Source organism: Salicola sp. Rm-C-2C1-2, assembly GCF_040196175.1.
In the GTDB taxonomy this organism is placed as follows: Bacteria; Pseudomonadota; Gammaproteobacteria; order Pseudomonadales; family Oleiphilaceae; genus Halospina.
Genome location: NZ_JBEFNF010000001.1, coordinates 753,340 through 770,662 on the forward strand (window position 1 = coordinate 753,340; position 17,323 = coordinate 770,662).

14 protein-coding genes and 1 tRNA gene are annotated in these 17,323 nt (G+C 58.7%); 12 read left to right on the forward strand and 3 right to left on the reverse strand.

The annotated features are described in order from the left end of the window. Nucleotides 1–39: 39 nt before the first annotated feature. The 7 genes from flgG to AAF659_RS03530 all read left to right on the forward strand — a co-directional run bounded on the left by flgG (nucleotide 40) and on the right by AAF659_RS03530 (nucleotide 7,726). Nucleotides 40–825 carry a flagellar basal-body rod protein FlgG gene (gene flgG, locus AAF659_RS03500; protein WP_349750307.1) on the forward strand — a complete coding sequence of 262 codons (786 nt, stop codon included), beginning with the start codon at nucleotides 40–42 and terminating at the stop codon, nucleotides 823–825. Nucleotides 826–850: 25 nt separating this feature from the next. After that, nucleotides 851–1,537: a flagellar basal body L-ring protein FlgH gene (flgH, locus tag AAF659_RS03505; protein ID WP_349750308.1), complete on the forward strand. Its 687-nt coding sequence runs from the start codon at nucleotides 851–853 to the stop codon at nucleotides 1,535–1,537. A 23-nt stretch (nucleotides 1,538–1,560) separates the two neighbouring features. Further along, nucleotides 1,561–2,655 carry a flagellar basal body P-ring protein FlgI gene (locus tag AAF659_RS03510; RefSeq protein ID WP_349750309.1) on the forward strand — a complete coding sequence of 365 codons (1,095 nt, stop codon included), beginning with the start codon at nucleotides 1,561–1,563 and terminating at the stop codon, nucleotides 2,653–2,655. Between the two features lie 10 nt (nucleotides 2,656–2,665). Next, nucleotides 2,666–3,652 (forward strand): flagellar assembly peptidoglycan hydrolase FlgJ, encoded by a 987-nt coding sequence (gene flgJ, locus AAF659_RS03515; RefSeq protein WP_349750310.1) that lies wholly within the window; start codon nucleotides 2,666–2,668, stop codon nucleotides 3,650–3,652. A gap of 6 nt (nucleotides 3,653–3,658) precedes the next feature. After that, on the forward strand, nucleotides 3,659–6,343 hold the full coding sequence (flgK, locus tag AAF659_RS03520; protein WP_349750311.1) for a flagellar hook-associated protein FlgK: 2,685 nt from the start codon (nucleotides 3,659–3,661) through the stop codon (nucleotides 6,341–6,343). Between the two features lie 12 nt (nucleotides 6,344–6,355). Continuing rightward, nucleotides 6,356–7,570: a flagellar hook-associated protein FlgL gene (gene flgL, locus AAF659_RS03525; RefSeq protein WP_349750312.1), complete on the forward strand. Its 1,215-nt coding sequence runs from the start codon at nucleotides 6,356–6,358 to the stop codon at nucleotides 7,568–7,570. 70 nt (nucleotides 7,571–7,640) lie between these two features. Further along, nucleotides 7,641–7,726, forward strand: a tRNA-Leu gene (locus AAF659_RS03530). A gap of 18 nt (nucleotides 7,727–7,744) precedes the next feature. Here the strand turns inward: AAF659_RS03530 and AAF659_RS03535 are convergent. The 3 genes from AAF659_RS03535 to AAF659_RS03545 all read right to left on the reverse strand — a co-directional run bounded on the left by AAF659_RS03535 (nucleotide 7,745) and on the right by AAF659_RS03545 (nucleotide 11,936). Further along, a complete protein-coding gene (locus AAF659_RS03535; protein WP_349750313.1) occupies nucleotides 7,745–8,203 on the reverse strand; it encodes an ATPase in 459 nt (152 codons plus the stop codon). A 17-nt stretch (nucleotides 8,204–8,220) separates the two neighbouring features. Beyond that, nucleotides 8,221–8,622 (reverse strand): hypothetical protein, encoded by a 402-nt coding sequence (locus tag AAF659_RS03540; protein ID WP_502949185.1) that lies wholly within the window; start codon nucleotides 8,620–8,622, stop codon nucleotides 8,221–8,223. Between the two features lie 146 nt (nucleotides 8,623–8,768). Then, on the reverse strand, nucleotides 8,769–11,936 hold the full coding sequence (locus AAF659_RS03545) for a PAS domain S-box protein (RefSeq protein ID WP_349750314.1): 3,168 nt from the start codon (nucleotides 11,934–11,936) through the stop codon (nucleotides 8,769–8,771). Nucleotides 11,937–12,189: 253 nt separating this feature from the next. On the opposite strand from AAF659_RS03545, the gene AAF659_RS03550 reads away from it, so the two are divergent. The 5 genes from AAF659_RS03550 (at nucleotide 12,190) to AAF659_RS03570 (ending at nucleotide 17,317) form a co-directional block, all read left to right on the forward strand. Further along, nucleotides 12,190–13,974 carry a copper resistance system multicopper oxidase gene (locus tag AAF659_RS03550; RefSeq protein ID WP_349750315.1) on the forward strand — a complete coding sequence of 595 codons (1,785 nt, stop codon included), beginning with the start codon at nucleotides 12,190–12,192 and terminating at the stop codon, nucleotides 13,972–13,974. Nucleotides 13,975–13,997: 23 nt separating this feature from the next. Then, entirely contained in the window at nucleotides 13,998–14,774 is a 777-nt protein-coding gene (locus AAF659_RS03555; protein WP_349750316.1) for a copper resistance protein B, read from the forward strand. 9 nt (nucleotides 14,775–14,783) lie between these two features. Further along, nucleotides 14,784–15,449, forward strand: a complete 666-nt coding sequence (locus AAF659_RS03560; protein ID WP_349750317.1) for a response regulator transcription factor — start codon at nucleotides 14,784–14,786, stop codon at nucleotides 15,447–15,449. Beyond that, nucleotides 15,436–16,776, forward strand: a complete 1,341-nt coding sequence (locus tag AAF659_RS03565; RefSeq protein WP_349750318.1) for a sensor histidine kinase — start codon at nucleotides 15,436–15,438, stop codon at nucleotides 16,774–16,776. Before AAF659_RS03560 ends, AAF659_RS03565 begins: the two co-directional genes overlap by 14 nt. 121 nt (nucleotides 16,777–16,897) lie before the next feature. Continuing rightward, complete coding sequence (locus AAF659_RS03570) at nucleotides 16,898–17,317, forward strand: hypothetical protein (protein WP_349750319.1); 420 nt, start codon at nucleotides 16,898–16,900, stop codon at nucleotides 17,315–17,317. The last annotated feature ends 6 nt before the right edge of the window (nucleotides 17,318–17,323 follow it).

A 17,323-nucleotide genomic window follows, 5' to 3' on the forward strand; every position in this document is an offset into this window, starting at 1 on the left:
CCCGAAGGGCCCGCACCCACGCGATCGGAGGACAGAACAATGCATCCAGCGCTTTGGGTCAGCAAGACCGGCCTCGCCGCTCAGGACAAACAGCTGAGCACCATTTCCAACAACCTGGCGAACGTCAACACCACCGGTTTCAAGCGTGACCGCGCCAATTTCCAGGACTTGATGTACCAGACGGAGCGTCAGCCAGGCGGTCTGTCTTCCCAGAACACAGAGCTGCCCTCGGGGCTGCAACTGGGCACTGGTGTGCGGGTTGCGGCTACCAGCAAAGAGCACACTCAGGGCGATATGAAAGTCACGGATCAGTCCCTGGACATGGCCATTGATGGTGAAGGGTTCTTCCGGGTGCTGAAACCGGATGGCGAAGTGGCCTACACCCGCAACGGTGAGTTCCAGCTCAACTCAGAAGGGACGATCGTTACCCCTAATGGCAACCCGCTTGAGCCCAACATCAATGTGCCGGAAAACGCGACCTCGATTACAGTCGGTCGCGATGGCACTGTCAGCGCCAAAATCGCCAATCAGCCGGAACCGCAGCAACTGGGTCAGATTGATCTTGCTAATTTTGTGAACCCGCAGGGGCTCCAGGCCGTTGGAAGCAATCTCTACCAGGAAACCGCTGCCAGTGGCGATCCGCTGGTTGGTGAGGCCGGCGTGGACGGTATTGGCACCATTGAACAGGGGATGCTGGAGGGCTCCAACGTTGAGGTGGTGGAGGAAATGGTCAACATGATTACCACCCAGCGCGCGTACGAGATGAACTCCAAGGTGGTCTCGACTTCGGACCAGATGCTCCAGTTCATTACTCAGAACCTGTAACGCTTGGGGTAGAGGGAGAGCCTTGATGATTACGCCAGGCATGCTACTCAAGCGGGCCATGCTGCTGATGCTGATCCTGGTGCTGGCTGGGTGCCAGGCCATGACCCGTGAGCGCGCCAAACCCGGGGATCCGGCGTTCGCGCCGGTTGAGCCGGAGGCGATGATGGCGGATCAGCCGGTCAATGGTTCCATCTATCAGAACTCGCGCAACCATAATCTGTTCGGCGACAGCAAGGCGCTGAATGTGGGCGATGTGGTGACGGTGCAGCTGCAGGAAAACACGGCGGCCTCTAAGACCTCCAATACCAACATCACCAAGGAGAGTGAAGCTGGCCTGGAGGCCCCCTCGGTGCTGGGGCAGGAAGGCTTGGGGATTGGGACTGACGTGAGCCAGGACCGTGAATTCGATGGGGCTGCCCAGGCGGACCAGAGCAATCAGCTGAGTGGCAGTATCACCGTCACTGTGGTTGAGGTTATGCCCAATGGTGTGTTGCGGGTGCGTGGCGAGAAATGGCTTGAGCTGACTCAGGGCAAGGAATACGTGCGGGTTTCCGGGTTGATCCGGCAACAGGACATCGGCTCCGACAACCGGGTGAGTTCGCGCCGGATTGCGGATGCGCGGATTTCCTATGGCGGGACCGGTGACTTTGACCAGTCCAACCGTATGGGCTGGCTGACCCGTTTCTTCAACAGTGAATGGTGGCCGCTGTGAGCAGTCGTTCAGGAGGTGGCGTCATGTGGAATCGGATTGCGGCAGTACTGATGCTGGCCGTTCTGGTGGCCGCTCCGGTGCAGGCCGACCGGCTCAAGGACCTGACTTCAGTGAAGGGGGTGCGAAACAATCAGCTGGTCGGCTACGGCCTTGTGGTTGGCCTCGCCGGCAGTGGGGATGGGGCGCCTTTCACGAATCAGAGCCTTCGCAACATGATGGACCAGTTCGGCATCGCCATCCCGCCGGGCGTTGATCCCGGTGCTGAGAATGTGGCTGCTGTCATGGTGACTGCGGATCTCGAGCCGTTTGCCAGCCCCGGCCAGGAGATCGACGTTACCGTGTCCTCTGTTGGTGATGCCGACAGCCTGCGTGGCGGCACCCTGCTGATGACCCCCCTGCAGGGGGCGGACGGCCAGACTTATGCCATGGCTCAGGGCAGTCTGGTTGTCGGCGGTTTTGGTGCTGAGGGCGGAGATGGCTCTTCCATAACGGTGAATATACCGAGTGTGGGCCGTATCCCGCAGGGGGCGACGGTTGAGCGTAAGGTACCGACCGCCTTTTCCGAAGGCGATACCGTTACATTGAATCTGCGCAATCCGGATTTCACGACAGCACGACGTGTCGTGGAGGCTGTGAACGACCGACTTGGCCCGGAGACCGCCTATGCTAAGAATGCCTCTGCCGTGAAGGTGCGGGCACCACGGGATGCCTCCCAGCGCGTGAGCTTTCTTTCCATTCTGGAGAACATAGAGATCACTCCAGCGGAGGAATCCGCTAAGGTCGTCGTCAACTCGCGCACCGGCACCATCGTGGTGGGTGAGAATGTGAAGGTCAGCCCGGCGGCGGTAACGCATGGTAATCTGAGCGTGACCATCACTGAGAGCCCCGAGGCCGTCGCGCCGGGCCTCTTTGGCGATGGTGACCCGACCGTTATCCCGCAAACCGATGTGGCGATCGAGCAGGAGGAGGCCCGGATGTTCGAATTCGGGCCGGCCGTTACGCTCAACGAGATTGTTCAGTCCGTGAATCAGGTAGGCGCCGCGCCGGGCGATGTTATGGCAGTGCTCCAAGCGCTTAAACAGGCCGGCGCGCTGCGCGCGGAACTGATCGTTATCTGAGGTGGAAGCCATGATCCAGTCATCTGCAGGCAGTACCGATAGCGCTCACGTCTACACCGACATGAGTGCCATGAGCGATCTCAAGCGGCTTGCCGATAGCGATCGTGACAAGGCCCTTGAGAAAGTCGCCAAGCAGTTCGAATCGCTGTTTCTGCAGCAGATGATGAAGTCCATGCGCTCCGCCAATGAGGTCTTCAGCGAGGACAACTACCTGAGCAGCCAGGAGACTGAGCAGTATCAGGACATGTTCGACAAGCAGCTGACGCTGAGCCTGACCCAGGAGCGCAGCATTGGTATTGCCGACCAGCTGGTGCGCCAGCTTGGTGGTGGCGAAAAGGGTGCGGACCGCCCTGATGCCAGGACCAGTATCACTGAGTATGCTCGGCAGTTGCCGGCGCCGGACCCAAAGCTGGCGGAACGTGTTGATGAAGTCCGTCAAATGATGCCGGAGGCGAACAGCGCGGGTTCCGGGGTTGCCGGTGAAAGCGCCAGCAAGCTGCCTGAACAGTTTGAAGGGCCTGAGCAGTTTGTGCAGGCGCTCAGCCCTGTGGCCCGTGATGTGAGCGAGCGCACTGGCGTGCCGGCCCAGGTGATGATTGCCCAGGCGGCTCTGGAAACCGGGTGGGGGCAGAATATGATCAGTGGTGAAAAGCAGCCCAGCCATAATCTGTTCGGCATCAAAGCGGATGAACGCTGGGACGGTGAGAAGGTCCGTGTCAGCACCACTGAATTCCGCGACGGGCTGGCAATGCAGGAAAAGGCTGATTTCCGTGCCTACCCCGATTACGCCAGCAGCTTTGAGGATTACGCGAACTTCCTGAACGAAAATCCCCGTTACCAGCGGGTGCTGCAACAGGCGGATAATCCGGAAGCATTCGCCCAGGCTCTGCAGGATGCCGGTTACGCTACGGACCCCGCCTATGCCGACAAAATCCAGGACATTATGGAGCGGCCTACGCTCGGCAGCGTGACCGATGACGGGACGGAAGGGGAGTAAGCTGCCATGAGTCTGCTGAATACGGGCCTGACCGGGATCCTGTCCAACCAGAAGGCACTCGAGACCACCAGTAACAACATTACCAACGCCAACACCCCGGGCTACAGCCGCCAGCGTGCGGATTTCGAGTCCAACCCTTCCCAGGTATCGGGCAGTGGCTACATCGGGCAGGGGGTGAATGTTGTTGATATTCAGCGGCTCAACGACGAGTTCATCAACACTCAGCTGCGATCGGATACCACCCTGCACTCGGAGCAGACCGCTCTAGTGGAGAACCTGAATGGCATGGATGATCTTCTGGGGAACGAAAATACCGGTCTTAACCAGTCTCTGACCCAGTTCTTCGGCACACTTCAGGACGCAGCGGAAAGCCCTGCCTCCGGTTCTCTGCGTGCGCAGGCCCTCAACCAAGCCGACAACCTGGTGTCCCGATTCAAATCTGTGGATAGTCAGCTGCGTGCGCGAGAGGAAACGGTGAATGACCGTATCTCGGCCAATCTGAGCGAGATTAATTCACTGGCGGATGGTATTGCAGAGCTGAACCTCAGTATTGCCGAATCACCAGGGCGTGCCAGCGGGCTCGACGCGAATGATCTGCTGGACAAGCGTGATGAAAAGCTTCGTAAGCTTTCGGAATTGGTTCAGGTCCAGACCAACGAGAATAATGATGGCACTGTTGATGTGAGTATCGGCAAGGGCCAGGGCGTTGTCAGCAAGGGTACAAGCGCTACTTTGCGCCTTTCCGGCAGCACCGAGCAGGCGGGTCGACGGGAGGTGCTGCTGCAGGGGGTTGGCCGGGACCGGGCCATTACCCATGAGTTGGCGGGCGGAGCCCTGGGCGGTAATCTTTCCTTCCGGGATGAGGTTCTTGAACCGACCATGAATGGTATCGGACGGATCGCCGTCGGCCTGTCGGAGCGCATCAACGAACAGCATGAACTGGGCCAGGATCTGAATGGCAACCTTGGCGGCAATTTCTTCCGCGACATCAATTCGGAGAGTCTGGCCCGGGGGCGAATCACCCCGTCCGCTGAAACAGCGGAGAGTGGCAATAGCCAGGCTCGTGTGAACATTACTGACAGCAGCAAGCTGGATACCCGCTCTTACACACTGGAATTCACGGGGCCGGATGATCAGCAGTACCGCATTCGTGACGCGACCAGCGGGGAGCTGGTCAAAACCGGCAGCATCAGTGACAGTGGCCCGTCCACTATTTCCATGGAAGGGTTCGAGGTTGAGCTGGAATCCGGCGATTTCGAGCAGGGTGATGAATTCACTATCCGGCCCACCTTCAATGGCGCCCGTGACATGGAGACGGCAATCGGCAGTGGCGAGGAGATTGCGCTTGCCGCGCCCATCCGCGCCGAGGCCAGCAGCGGCAACCAGGGTACTGGCCAGATCAGCCAGGGCCGGATGCTGGATGTTCGTAACCCGCAGACCGGGCGTCGACTGGAGGCCCTGGATCAGAACGGCAATCTCGATCCGCCCATGGAGATCCGGTTCCTTTCGGAGAATCGCTATGAGGTTGTAGACGTCTCTGACCCTGCCAACCCCAAGTCGCTGGATCCGCCCATGAACAATGTGCGGTTTGAGCCGGGGAAGACGAATACCGTGTTCAATGGGGATCCGGGAGCGCGGGTTGTGACAGCTTCTGAGCCACAGGGTGTGGGTCCGCAGGTCGGGACGGACAATGGCTACACCGGGCAGACACTGAACATCCGGGTGCGTAATCCGGAAACCGGTGTGGTTTCAACCCAGCCGGCACTAAACATCAGTGCCAATGAGTCTGCCCAGTCGATTGCCGAGAAACTTAATGGACGTTCAGGGGTTCAGGCAACGGCCTATACGGAAACCAAGCTCAGTAACCTCAGTGGTAACGATGCTGAAATCGCCATCTCAGTCAAAGATGATTCCGGCACCCAAACGGCTAATTTAGGTCCAATTGATGGTCCTTTAACGGCTGATAGCCTCAAGCAGGCTATGCAGGGCAATAGCGATTTTGCGTCACTGAATCTCGATGTTCGCACGTCCGGTGATGATGGCAATAGCGTCAAGCTGCGTTCCAACACCGGAGCGGATATACAGGTTCAGCTCAAAAGCAGTGGGGACTCACTTGAGGTTGAAAAGCCGAACGCCTATGAGAGTGGTACCGTAGGTGGCGCTCAAACCCTGGGGGCCGCTGGGGAAGAGGCAACTGTTGGGGGCTACGTCGATACAACCCTCGCCGATGGTGTGCGCCTGACAGCCAATAATGATGGGGTCTTCAACGAGGCCCCCAGTAGTGAACCCGCCTACAAAGGCTTCCAGTTTGAGCTCAGCGGCAACCCCAAAGCCGGTGACAGTTTCCGTCTTGAAACTAACGAAGGCGGCACCTCGGACAATCGTAACGGCCTGGCCTTGGGCGACCTGAACGCGAAGAACTACCTGGATGATGGCAACTTCAGCTTTACGGATGCTTACGGCTCCGTGGTGGAGGATGTGGGCTCGCGAACCCGTACCGCCCAGGTGGATAAGGAAGCGGCTGGTACGCTCAAAGAGCAGTCCCAGAAACAGTGGGAGGAGCAGTCCGGCGTTAACCTGGATGAGGAAGCCGGTAAGCTCGTCCAGTTCCAGAACGCTTACAGCGCCTCATCGCAGGTGGTTTCGGTTGCCCGGGACCTGTTCAATACCCTGCTCGGCACCTTCAACTAGGGGAGGGAGCTCATGCGTGTTTCCACAAGCCAGATCTTCAATCAGGGGATCCAGCAATTCCAGAACCTGAACGCCCAGCAGGCGCGTACCCAGGAGCAGATAGCCACGGGCAAAGAGGTGTTAAGCCCCTCTGATGACCCGGTGGCCTCAACCCGCATCGTGCAGCTCAAGGATGACCTGGCGCGTAGTGAACAATACCAGGATACGCTGGATATGACCCAGACCCGGCTGGAACAGGAAGATGGGTCGCTCTCCAGCTATACCGATGCGCTGGCTCGCACCCGGGAGTTGATGGTTCAGGCCGGCAGTGGCTCGCTGAGTGAGTCGGATCGTGGCTCCATTGCACAAGAGCTGAAACAGGTAAAGGACCAGATGGTCAGCCTGGCCAATACTCAGGGGCCGCAGGGCGAGTTCCTGTTCGCAGGCTTTCAGGGCGGGGAGAAGCCGTTTACCGAAGACGTTTCCGGTAATATTGAGTACCGCGGGGACTCTGGCGAGCGCTCGGTTCAGATTGATGACGGCGTCACCCTCAAGGTAAACGATAATGGGCGTGAAACCTTCGAGGCCATACCCAGCGATCGGCCTACCTTCAACACTCAGGCCTCACAGGGTAACGAGGGCAGCGGTCGCATCAGTACCGGGGTCGTGGCAGACCGGGAAGAGTTCGAATCGTTCTACCCGGACGATCTGGTGGTTGAGTTTTCTGGAGGGGGGAGTGAATTTACGGTGAAATCCAGAGAGACTGGCGAAAAGTTCATCGAAAATGAGGCCTACACCAGTGGGCGTTCTGTTGAAGTGAAGGGCATGCGTTTTGAGATTAGCGGTGAGCCTAAAGAAGACGATACCTTTACGGTGACCAGTGGCGACCAACAAAGCATTTTCGGCACCATGGAAAAGATGATCGAGGGGCTGGAGACCCATCCCAATACGCCGGGTGGGCGCGAAGCGCTGAAGGACACCATCGACCAAGGGCTGGCTAATCTCCAGAATGCCGAGGATCGGGCCACGGAAATCCAGTCGGGCGTAGGCACGCGCTTGAATACTGTGGAGAGCACTCAGGAGTTCCTGAAAGACAGCGACCTCCTCGCCGAGGAGACTCTTTCGGATCTTGAAGATGTGGATTACGCTGAGGCTATTAGCCGCCTGACTCAGCAGAACTTCACGCTCCAGGCGGCCCAGCAGTCATTCGCTCAGATCTCACGCCTGTCGCTGTTTGATGCGCTGTGATTGACGCGGCTTTGACCGTGCGTATAATCCCGCTTGAGCTGCTGACGCAGCAGTACATCATCCCCTGCTTCCGGGAGTGGCGGAACTGGTAGACGCGCTCGACTCAAAATCGAGTGGCCTTGTGCCTTGTGGGTTCGAGTCCCACCTCCCGGACCATCTTTTGATCCAGACGTTTTAAACGTCCTGCATGCGACCGACTTCGCGTGCGATTCGCATGGCTTCGTGGCGCTCCAGGTTCAACAGGTTCTCAGCCATCTCCCGTGTTTCAGGGATCTCGGCACGGTCCTGAAGGTTCTGATAGAGCTCTATGATCTGGTCGTGGAAATCAAAGATTTCCTGGCAGATGCCGTCGAAATCCAGTCTGGTGTAGGGCAGATCACAGGTCCGATGAGTCTCGACGGGCTTATGGGACAGGAAGTCATAGATCCAGGTCTGAAGTGCCTTGGCATCGCTTTCGTTTTCAAACCCCGCCACTGTTTTTTCCAGTTCCGCCTCGTGGGTTGCCAGATAATCCAGTAGTATACGGGCGCGTGTTTCCTCATGCTCATTGGCACAGTGTTCAAGGCAGGTGGCCATGTGGCTGTGGAGTGTGCGCGTCCAGTCGATCAGATCTTTGAACGTTTTGAGTTCCATTGTGAGCGCTCCTTTGGCTAATCACCGTGATGATGGTGGCCGTTATCCGCGGGTGTGTGATTGTTGGCAAGAAATACGCTTTCCACGAACAGGATAACGCCCATGGCCAGCGCCGCCACGCCAATAACAACACGGTCGGTGACGAGTTTAACCCAGATAAACCCACCCAGCACGACAAGGTCAAGCAGGATCGCCGTTACCAGGATGGCGGGATTGGCTCTGACTTCCTGTTTCAGGTATCTCAATACCCCCCAGTGAATGGCAATGTCCATGATCAGATAGAAGATGATCCCCAGGGCGGCGATCCGCGTGAGATCGAAGAAGGCCGTAAGGATCAGGCCCAGAACCATGGTATAGACCAGCGTATGCTTTTGGATGTAACCCGGCATGCCGAAATGGCTGTGGGGCACCAGTTTCATCCGAGGTCAGGATAGGCAGCATACGGGATACGGCAAAATACTGGCAAAGATGCGGGCGCCAATTGTGCACCCATCGTTGACAGCTACCGGCGCCTCTTATTCTTCCGAGTTTAAAGAGGGTCTTTTTAGGCTTGGTGCCCAACTACTTATGGATTTCCCTGGCCCGGTTTGATCAACTCAACAACCCGTTTCTCGATCTCGTCGGGTGTTACTGAGGCCTTGTTCACAACCGCCGCAACGCGGGAGGCGATTGGGCGCGGCACTTCGTAGCCAGAAATAATCACGACCGGCACATCGGGTTGGGCGCGGTGGAGCGATTCCCACAATTCGATGCCGCTGCCATCGTCCAGTTTCAGATCCAGCAGGATCAAATCGTATGCGACCTGCCGCAAAAACTCGTGCGCCTCGCGCAGAGTGACGGCTCGCTCGACGTTGCTCCATGGCGCGAGCTGAGCGGCGACGACCGTTGCCAGATCGTTATCATCCTCCACATGCAGGATGCGGGCTTTACCCGGGGACGGCATTGAATCGAGTTCGGCGCGAGGAAAACGGAACCAGAACCGTGACCCTTCGCCCTCACGGGACTCGAAGCCGATGACACCGCCCATTCGCTCGACCAGCTCCCGTGTTACCGCGAGACCAAGGCCGGTTCCGCCCTTAGCGCGCGAATCTGAGGCATCTGCCTGGGCAAAGCGCTCGAAAATACGGCTTCGAAATGACGCAGGGATTCCGGGGCCCTGGTCAATGACACTGACCAGAGCCTGACCTTCTGAGCTGGACTCACAATGGATCGCAACTTCCGCGCCACGTGGCGAATGCTTGCAGGCGTTCGATATCAGATTGGCCAATACCTGCTGGAGGCGGGGGGGATCGACCTGAATCCGGTCGTCTGATGAACCGGTGTGTTTGAGTGTCACCTCGTAGGGCTCAGCAAAGCTCTGCATCTGCTCAATGGCCTCATCGATCATGGCGGCGAGGTCTACATCTTCGTAGTTCAGGTCCATTTCCCCGGCGGCGAGTTTGTTCAGGTCGAGAAGGTCGTTGACCAGCTGGATCAGCCGCTGGCTGTTCTGCTCGGCGATCCGCAGCATATTGTTCATACGTTCGGGCACCTCGCCCACAGCTCCTCCGGTGATCAGCCGCAGCGAGCCCGATATTGAAGCCAGTGGCGTCCGCAGTTCGTGGCTTACGGTCGACACGAACTCGTCTTTCAGTTTTTCATTACGTTTGCTCTCGGTGAGATCCCGGGCCACCAGAACCCAGCCATGTAATGGATCATACTGGCCCCGCACGCGCGACAGGCTTAGCTCAAGGGAGGTCGGCGCTTTGCCAACTATATCGAGGGAAGTTTCCCACCGTGCTACCAGTGATTCGTGCGTCTGCTCCTCGGATGGCTCGGTCTCTTCAGCGGCTAGCCTATCGGCCAGCTCTGGTAGTCGAGTGCTGAGACTTGAGCCGACGGCGTCGGTCGGTAGCTCAAAAAGCGCAGCGGCTGCCCGGTTGTGACTGATGATTGTGGTGTTCGAATCGAGCACGAGAACAGCATCGACCAGGGAGTCGAAGAGCTGCTCCAGAAAGCGTCGGTTGGCCTCCAGTTCCTGGGTTGCGTGATGTTCGCTCGACACATCCTGAATCTGGGATACAAAGTGCAGCGGCTCACCATTGTCGTCGGTGACCAGTCCTACTGACAGTAGCGCGTGCATAATGCTGCCATCCTGGCGGTAATACCGTTTTTTCATCTGGTACTGATTGATCCGGCCGGCAAGCAGGTCGTTCAAAAGCGCCAGATCACTGTCAAGGTCATCGGGGTGGGTCAGGCTCTGGAAGTCGGTCGCGAGGAGTTCCTCCCGGGAGTAGCCGAAAAGACTGGGCAGAGCCTCATTGACATCAAGCCATTGCCCCTTGAGAGATACCAGTGCCATGCCCAGTGCTGCGGAGTTGAATGCTTCGCTGAAGCGCTCCTTTGCTAGACGGGCCTCTTTCTCTGCGCGCAGGCGCTCCGTGATGTCCACGGCCATACCGAGAAAGCCGCTGATTGTACCGGCTTCGTCCCGCATTGCACTCACGGAAAGACGGATCTGGCGGTGTTCCCCATCCTTGCGCACGTAGGTCCAGGTTAATGTTTCGGGGAGGTCTCGACGCGCCTTCTCGACGAGAGTGTCGAACCCGTTGACGCAGACCCCGAGTTCTTCTGACAGTCGCGCAGCTCGCTCTTCCACTTCTGGCGCCCAGTGGAATATCGCGGGTGAGTGAATTCCCACAACTTCTTCAGCCGAATAGCCAAGAAGCGTCTCGGCTCCGGTATTAAAAAGCGTAATGATCCCTTCTGTATTGGTTGCGATGATGGCAACCCCGACAGATGAGTCGATTGCGGACTGCAGGTAGGCGCGTGTTTCGTTCAGTTCACTATAGGCGTAGCGCAGGGACGTTATATCGCTCATGGTGACGACGGCGCCGAGCAGCCGGCCGTCACTGTCCTCGAGGCGTTCGCCATTACAAAGCACAACCCGGGACGCCTGGTCGTGTGTTTGAATCACAATTTCGGCGTTGCGCACCCGCTCACCACGCCAAGCGCGCGATAGGGGGGTATGCGCTGTCGCCAATGGTGTTTTGCCATCTGGTTCGTAAAGGCCAAAATGATCTGCCCATTGTTCCGGAGGCAGGGCGCGAGGGTCGACACCATGCCATTCACGCGCTTTACGGTTGAACTGGGCCAGCTTGCCCTCACTATCGCAGGAGACCGTGGCGTCCGGCATCGACTCAAGCAGTACGGCAAGCGTTCTAGCGTCGATATCAGCTTGCCTCTGCCGGGCCCAGTCTTCAAGACGTTTGACGGTTAACCGTGCAAGGCGTTCAAGGCTTTCTCGTTGCCCCTCCCTAAGTCTGTCTCGGGGACGGGTGTCGATGACGCAGAGCGTTCCGTAGGCGTGCCCGGGCTCGCCCACCAGCGGTGTGCCAGCGTAATAGCGAATGCCCGGAGGGCCGGTAACAAGCGGATTGTCGGCAAAGCGGTCATCATCCAGTGTATCGCACACCTCCAGAATGTCGGCGCCGTGAATGGCGTGAGCACAGAAGGACTCATCACGCCCCGTTTGCTGGGCCTCCAGGCCGCAGGTGGCCTTAAACCATTGCCGATCTGAATCCACCAGAGAAATCAATGCAATCGGTCTGTCACAAAGCTGGGCTGCGATATACGCGAGGTCGTCGAACTGGTCGTCCGGTGGACTATCCAGAATATCAAGTCTGGTCAGTGACAGCAGTCGGGCCTGCTCGTCCTGGGGCAGTGGTGCCGGTTGAAAGCGTTTCCCGGTCATAAAGTTGACTAGATCCTTGTGCTGGTAGACCGATCACCTAGTCAGTCTTGTATCGATTGTGGCTGACCGGTCGGGGCTTTGCCACCTGGGGTGCTCTTTTCGCTGCCATGTGGCTGGTAAGCGCGAGGACCCGGGCCGAGACTGAGAGGGTTGTTTTGCAAGCCGTCAGTTTCGTGTCAGCTTATTGTGCCAAGCTCATGGTTCCATTCGAATCGGCAAGTCCCGATGATCCGGAGATCGGGGGAGTTTGAGCATGAGCAACCACCAGCAACCACGACCACTGTCGCGCCGGGATATTCTCAGAACGGGTTCCACCATGGGCCTATTGCTTGGGCTGGGCAGCCTTTTGCCCGGCTATGCCTTCGGCCTGACCGGTAACCAGGAACTCACGCGTCGAACCGAGGGCAACTCGGACATCTACGAGCTGACCATTGACCGCACGCCCCTGACAATCGACGGGCGCAGGAGCGTCCAGCCGATCACGCTTAACGGCTCACTGCCGGCTCCGTTGATCCGTCTGCGTGAGGGGCGTGAGGCTGTTCTGCGGGTTACCAATAAGCTTGATGACTACACGTCCATCCATTGGCACGGCATCCTTCTGCCATTCGATATGGACGGCGTGCCGGGGGTCAGCTTCCCGGGGATCGCGCCGGGTGAAACTTTCGAATACCGCTATCCGGTCCGCCAGAGTGGCACCTACTGGTATCACAGCCATTCCGGGCTCCAGGAGCAACTGGGCCACTATGGGCCCCTGATTGTGGATCCGGCGGAACCCGAGCCGTTCGAGTACGACCGCGAGCATGTGATCGTGCTTTCCGACTGGACCTTCAGTGACCCAGCCGAGGTGATGCGCAACCTCAAGGTGGCCGAGGGGTATTATAACTACAACAAGCGGACGGTGGCCGACTTCTTTGAGGATGTGGCCAACCTCGGATGGAGTGGCGCCTGGGAGAAGGCCGGTATTTGGGGCGAGATGCGCATGACGCCGAGGGACATCCTGGATGTCACCGGTTCCGAGTACACCTACCTGATGAATGGCATGTCGCCCGATGACAACTGGACCGGTGTCTTCAAGCCGGGCGAGAAAGTGCGCCTGCGCGTGATCAATGCCTCGGCCATGTCCATCTTCGATGTCCGCATCCCGGGATTGGCGATGACCGTGGTCGAGGCCGACGGTCAGAAGGTCGAGCCGGTGGAGACCGATGAGTTCCGCATCGGGGTGGCCGAGACCTACGACGTTATCGTGGAGCCGCAGGACGAGGCCTATACCCTGTTCGCGCAGTCCCAGGACCGTTCCGGGTTTACCCGTGGCACCCTGGCTGTACGCGACGGTATGGAAGCGTCCGTTCCGGAGCTTTATCCGCGCACTGAGCGGGGCATGGCAGCCATGGGCATGGCCGGTGATGGCGGCATGGAGCATGGTTCCATGGAGGGGATGAACGCCATGCACGAGGACGGTGGCAGCATGGACGGCCCCATGCACGACAATGGGGGACAGCCCCCGGTGGCGGACCGCCAGATTTCGCACGGACCGGACAACCACGGCGCCGGCGCCGCCATGGTTGCGATGAATCCAAGACCAAGACTCGACGAACCCGGTGTCGGCTTCGAGCATGTTGACCACCGGGTACTGACCTACGACCAGCTCCGGGGGCTGCACGCCTGGCCGGATGAGCGCGAACCCCAGCGGGAGGTGGAGCTGCACCTGACCGGCAACATGGAGCGCTACATGTGGTCCTTTGACGGGGAGAAGTTCTCTGAAGTGGATGGCTCCATGCCTTTCGGTCATGGCGAGCGCCTGCGCCTGATCCTGGTCAACGACACCATGATGGATCATCCCATCCATCTCCATGGCATGTGGATGGAACTGGAGACTGGTAACGATGGTTACCGACCCCGCAAGCACACCCTGCTGGTCAAACCGGGGGAAATGATCTCGGCACAGATTACGCCGGAGCATGAGGGTGACTGGGCCTTCCACTGCCACCTTCTCTACCACATGAAGGCGGGCATGTTCCGCGTGGTGTCCGTCCAATGAGTGCAGAGAACAGGAGTAACAAAATGGCTGTCACACACGGTCGTTGCGCGGCCCTGATAGTCCTGGGGCTGATAGTGCCGGCTGCCGGTACCTTCGCACAGGGCGTTGGCCCCCAGGCGAAACCGGGCTGGTCGCTTCCGGTGCATGACGATGTCACCCATAGCCAGCTTCTGATGGATCGCTTTGAGTACCAGGACGGCGATGACGAGGACGTCTTTGCCTGGGAGGGCCAGGCCTGGTGGGGTGGGGATACCCATCGTCTGGTAGTCGACTCCGAGGGTGAGGCCCTGGTTTCCGGGGGTGATGGCGGTGAAGTGGAAAGCTTTGATGTCCAGTACGGCTACGGGTTCAGTGCCTACTGGCAGGCCAAGACCGGGGTTGGATATCAGACCACCTTCGGTCCCGGTCCGGACAGGGACCGGGCTTCCGCCGTCGTCGGCGTTCAGGGGCTGGCCCCTTACTGGTTTGAGGTGGACACCGGCCTGCGCGTCAGTGAGGATGGTGATGCGGTCGCCGAATTCGAGGGCGAATACGACTGGCTGTTCACCCAGCGAATGATCCTTCAGGGCCGGGCGGAAACCAGCTATGCCTTCAACGAGGTCCGTGAATTCGGTGTTGGTGAAGGCGTTAATGGCCTCACCCTCGGACTGCGTCTGCGCTATGAACTGTTCCGTGAGTTCGCGCCCTATGTCGGCGTACGCTGGCAGGACCAGTACGGGGATACGGCGGATCTGACCCGTGCCGAAGGCGAGGACACGGAAAAGACATCACTGGTTGCCGGCGTGCGCTGGTGGTTCTGAAGGAATGCAATGAGACTGCTGCTGGTTGAAGACGACAGCCTGCTTGCCGAGAGCCTGCAACGACAGCTCTCCTCGGCAGGCTTCAGTGTGGATGCAATTGCTACGGCGTCAGGCGCGGACCAGCTTGGCAGGCAGGAAGACTATCGCGTTGTGGTGCTGGATCTGGGCCTTCCCGACGGCAACGGTCTGGAGGTGCTCAGGGGGTGGCGAGCACGCGGTCTTACAATGCCGGTTGTGATCCTCACCGCCCGCAGTGACTGGCAGGATAAGGTGAGTGGCCTCAAGGCGGGCGCCGATGATTATCTGGCCAAACCCTTCCAGACCGAAGAACTGCTGGCGCGTCTTGATGCCCTGATCCGTCGCAGCGAAGGGCGGGTTGATTCGATGCTCTGCGCCGGCCGCTTCAAACTGGATGAAAACCGTCAGGTCCTGGCAACCCCGGATGGCGAGGAACATCCGCTTACCGGCACTGAGTTCCGCCTGCTGCGCTGTCTGATGAGTCGGCCGGGGCAGCTGTTTTCCAAGGAACGGCTTCTGGAGCAGGTCTATAACCTGGATGAAAGCCCGACCCACAACGCGATTGAGGCGTATATCCGCCGGCTCCGGAAGCTGGCCGGGAAAGACGCCATTGTGACGCGTCGGGGGCAGGGGTATATGTTCAATGCCTTGGATTGACCTCAACCGCTCCATCCGGCGCGCGCTGCTGATTGTGCTGCTTCCCGCTTCCATTGCCCTGATGGGCGCTGCCTGGGTTATTCATGGAGCACTGCTTGAGCGTATGGCGCGCAGTTTTGTGGAGGACCGTCTCAGGGAAGAGGTCAGTTTTCTCAAACATCGCATCAATCAAGCCGACGGCAGCATTAATGCGCTGAGCACCGGGGATTATTTCGAGGCAGTCTTTCATCACGCTTTTGCCGTCCGCGTGGGATCCCAGCGCTACTTCAGCCTCGCCCGCTGGAAACCGTTACTAGCGCCACTGTTGGAAGAGAACGGCACGGGATTTATCCGGCGGACGGATTCTGACGGGGCGATTTCTGATTACTTTGCCTACCGAGAAAACTTCAAGCTGGGTGAACGGGAAGTAGTTATTGTCGTTGCTGAAGACCTTTCCCGGATTGATGCCAGTCAGCGCGAGCTGCATATCTGGACGGCGGTGGTTTCCGCGGTGCTTCTGGGCCTGCTTGTTCTGGTGATCTGGATGGCCATTCGGCTGTCTCTGGCGTCTGTGACGAATTTGCAGACGGCATTGAAGCAATTGCAGCAGGGCGAGCGGGAACGCCTGGATAGCGACACGCCCGAAGAGTTCCGGCCGCTTGTTCATCAGTTGAATCAGCTGCTGGACACGCTTGACCAGCGCCTGGCCCGCTCGCGGGAGGCGCTGGCGAACCTGTCTCACAGTGTTAAGACGCCGATCACGGCGGTACGGCAGGTGCTTGAAGAGCGCGACCAGCATCTGGACTGGGGCACGCGCCAGCAATTGGCCCAACGCCTTTCGGATATCGATGGTCAACTCGAAAACGAAATGCGTCGCAGCCGCTTTGCCGGCGCCCAGGCCGGTAAGGGCGCAGCGCCCGTGACTCAGGCACGGGAGCTGATCTGGATGCTCGGACGACTCTATCTGGACAAAGATTTTGAGCTCGAAACCGCTCTGGCGGACGAACGCCGCTGGCCCATCGAGGAATACGACCTTAATGAGGTCCTGGGAAACATCCTGGATAACGCCGGGAAATGGGGAGCGTCGAGGGTGGTTCTGTCGTTGCGTGAAGATAAAGCGGGCCTGGTCATGGAGGTCAGTGATGATGGCCCAGGTGTCACGCGGGAACGACTGTCGACACTCGGGACCCGTGGCCAGCGTCTGGATGAGCAGGCTCCCGGGCACGGGTTGGGGCTGGCTATTGTCCGTGATGTGGTCCGGCGCTACGGCGGATGGGTGGTTTTTGATTGCAGTGAAAGCGGAGGGCTCCAGGTTCGGATCGTATTGCCGGACCGGGTTTCCTTGTAAAACCACTAAATTTCGCCGGTAATCAGTTTCAGGTCAGCTTTATATGGTGTGATGGGGATCATCGGGGTTGGGTAGCTGGCTCCGGTGCGACAATTAAGCAATGAAAAGAGAGGGTAAGGGAATGAAAAAGATACTCGCACTGATGCTGTTGGCTGTATTTACTGTGACCCCAGCAGTCGCCCAGCAAGGTGACATGCACGATGGCATGAAACAGGGCGGCATGATGGGCAAGGGCTCAGGCATGGGCATGATGAATGACGAGCACATGCAGGAGCGCATGCAGAGGATGCACGAGCAAGTGAATCAGGCCCGGCAAACAGGGGACCCTGAAAAGCGTCGTGAATTCATGCGCGAACACATGAAAACCATGCACGGCACCATGCAGGAGATGCGCGGCGGTATGGGAAGGAACAGCGAGGGCACCGCCAAGCCTTCCGAAATGCCTATGGAAAAGCGTATGCAGCGCATGGAGCAGCACATGCAGATGATGCAGGGCATGATGCAGCAGATGATGGAACGGGAGTCGCTCGAAGAAGAATAAGGAGCG

Coding starts and splice junctions, on each gene's coding strand:
- flgG (WP_349750307.1), top strand. CDS start 40: ATGCATCCAGCGCTTTGGGTCAGCAAGACCGGCCTCGCCGCTCAGGAC.
- flgH (WP_349750308.1), top strand. CDS start 851: ATGATTACGCCAGGCATGCTACTCAAGCGGGCCATGCTGCTGATGCTG.
- AAF659_RS03510 (WP_349750309.1), top strand. CDS start 1,561: ATGTGGAATCGGATTGCGGCAGTACTGATGCTGGCCGTTCTGGTGGCC.
- flgJ (WP_349750310.1), top strand. CDS start 2,666: ATGATCCAGTCATCTGCAGGCAGTACCGATAGCGCTCACGTCTACACC.
- flgK (WP_349750311.1), top strand. CDS start 3,659: ATGAGTCTGCTGAATACGGGCCTGACCGGGATCCTGTCCAACCAGAAG.
- flgL (WP_349750312.1), top strand. CDS start 6,356: ATGCGTGTTTCCACAAGCCAGATCTTCAATCAGGGGATCCAGCAATTC.
- AAF659_RS03535 (WP_349750313.1), bottom strand. CDS start 8,203: ATGGAACTCAAAACGTTCAAAGATCTGATCGACTGGACGCGCACACTC.
- AAF659_RS03540 (WP_502949185.1), bottom strand. CDS start 8,622: ATGAAACTGGTGCCCCACAGCCATTTCGGCATGCCGGGTTACATCCAA.
- AAF659_RS03545 (WP_349750314.1), bottom strand. CDS start 11,936: ATGACCGGGAAACGCTTTCAACCGGCACCACTGCCCCAGGACGAGCAG.
- AAF659_RS03550 (WP_349750315.1), top strand. CDS start 12,190: ATGAGCAACCACCAGCAACCACGACCACTGTCGCGCCGGGATATTCTC.
- AAF659_RS03555 (WP_349750316.1), top strand. CDS start 13,998: ATGGCTGTCACACACGGTCGTTGCGCGGCCCTGATAGTCCTGGGGCTG.
- AAF659_RS03560 (WP_349750317.1), top strand. CDS start 14,784: ATGAGACTGCTGCTGGTTGAAGACGACAGCCTGCTTGCCGAGAGCCTG.
- AAF659_RS03565 (WP_349750318.1), top strand. CDS start 15,436: ATGCCTTGGATTGACCTCAACCGCTCCATCCGGCGCGCGCTGCTGATT.
- AAF659_RS03570 (WP_349750319.1), top strand. CDS start 16,898: ATGAAAAAGATACTCGCACTGATGCTGTTGGCTGTATTTACTGTGACC.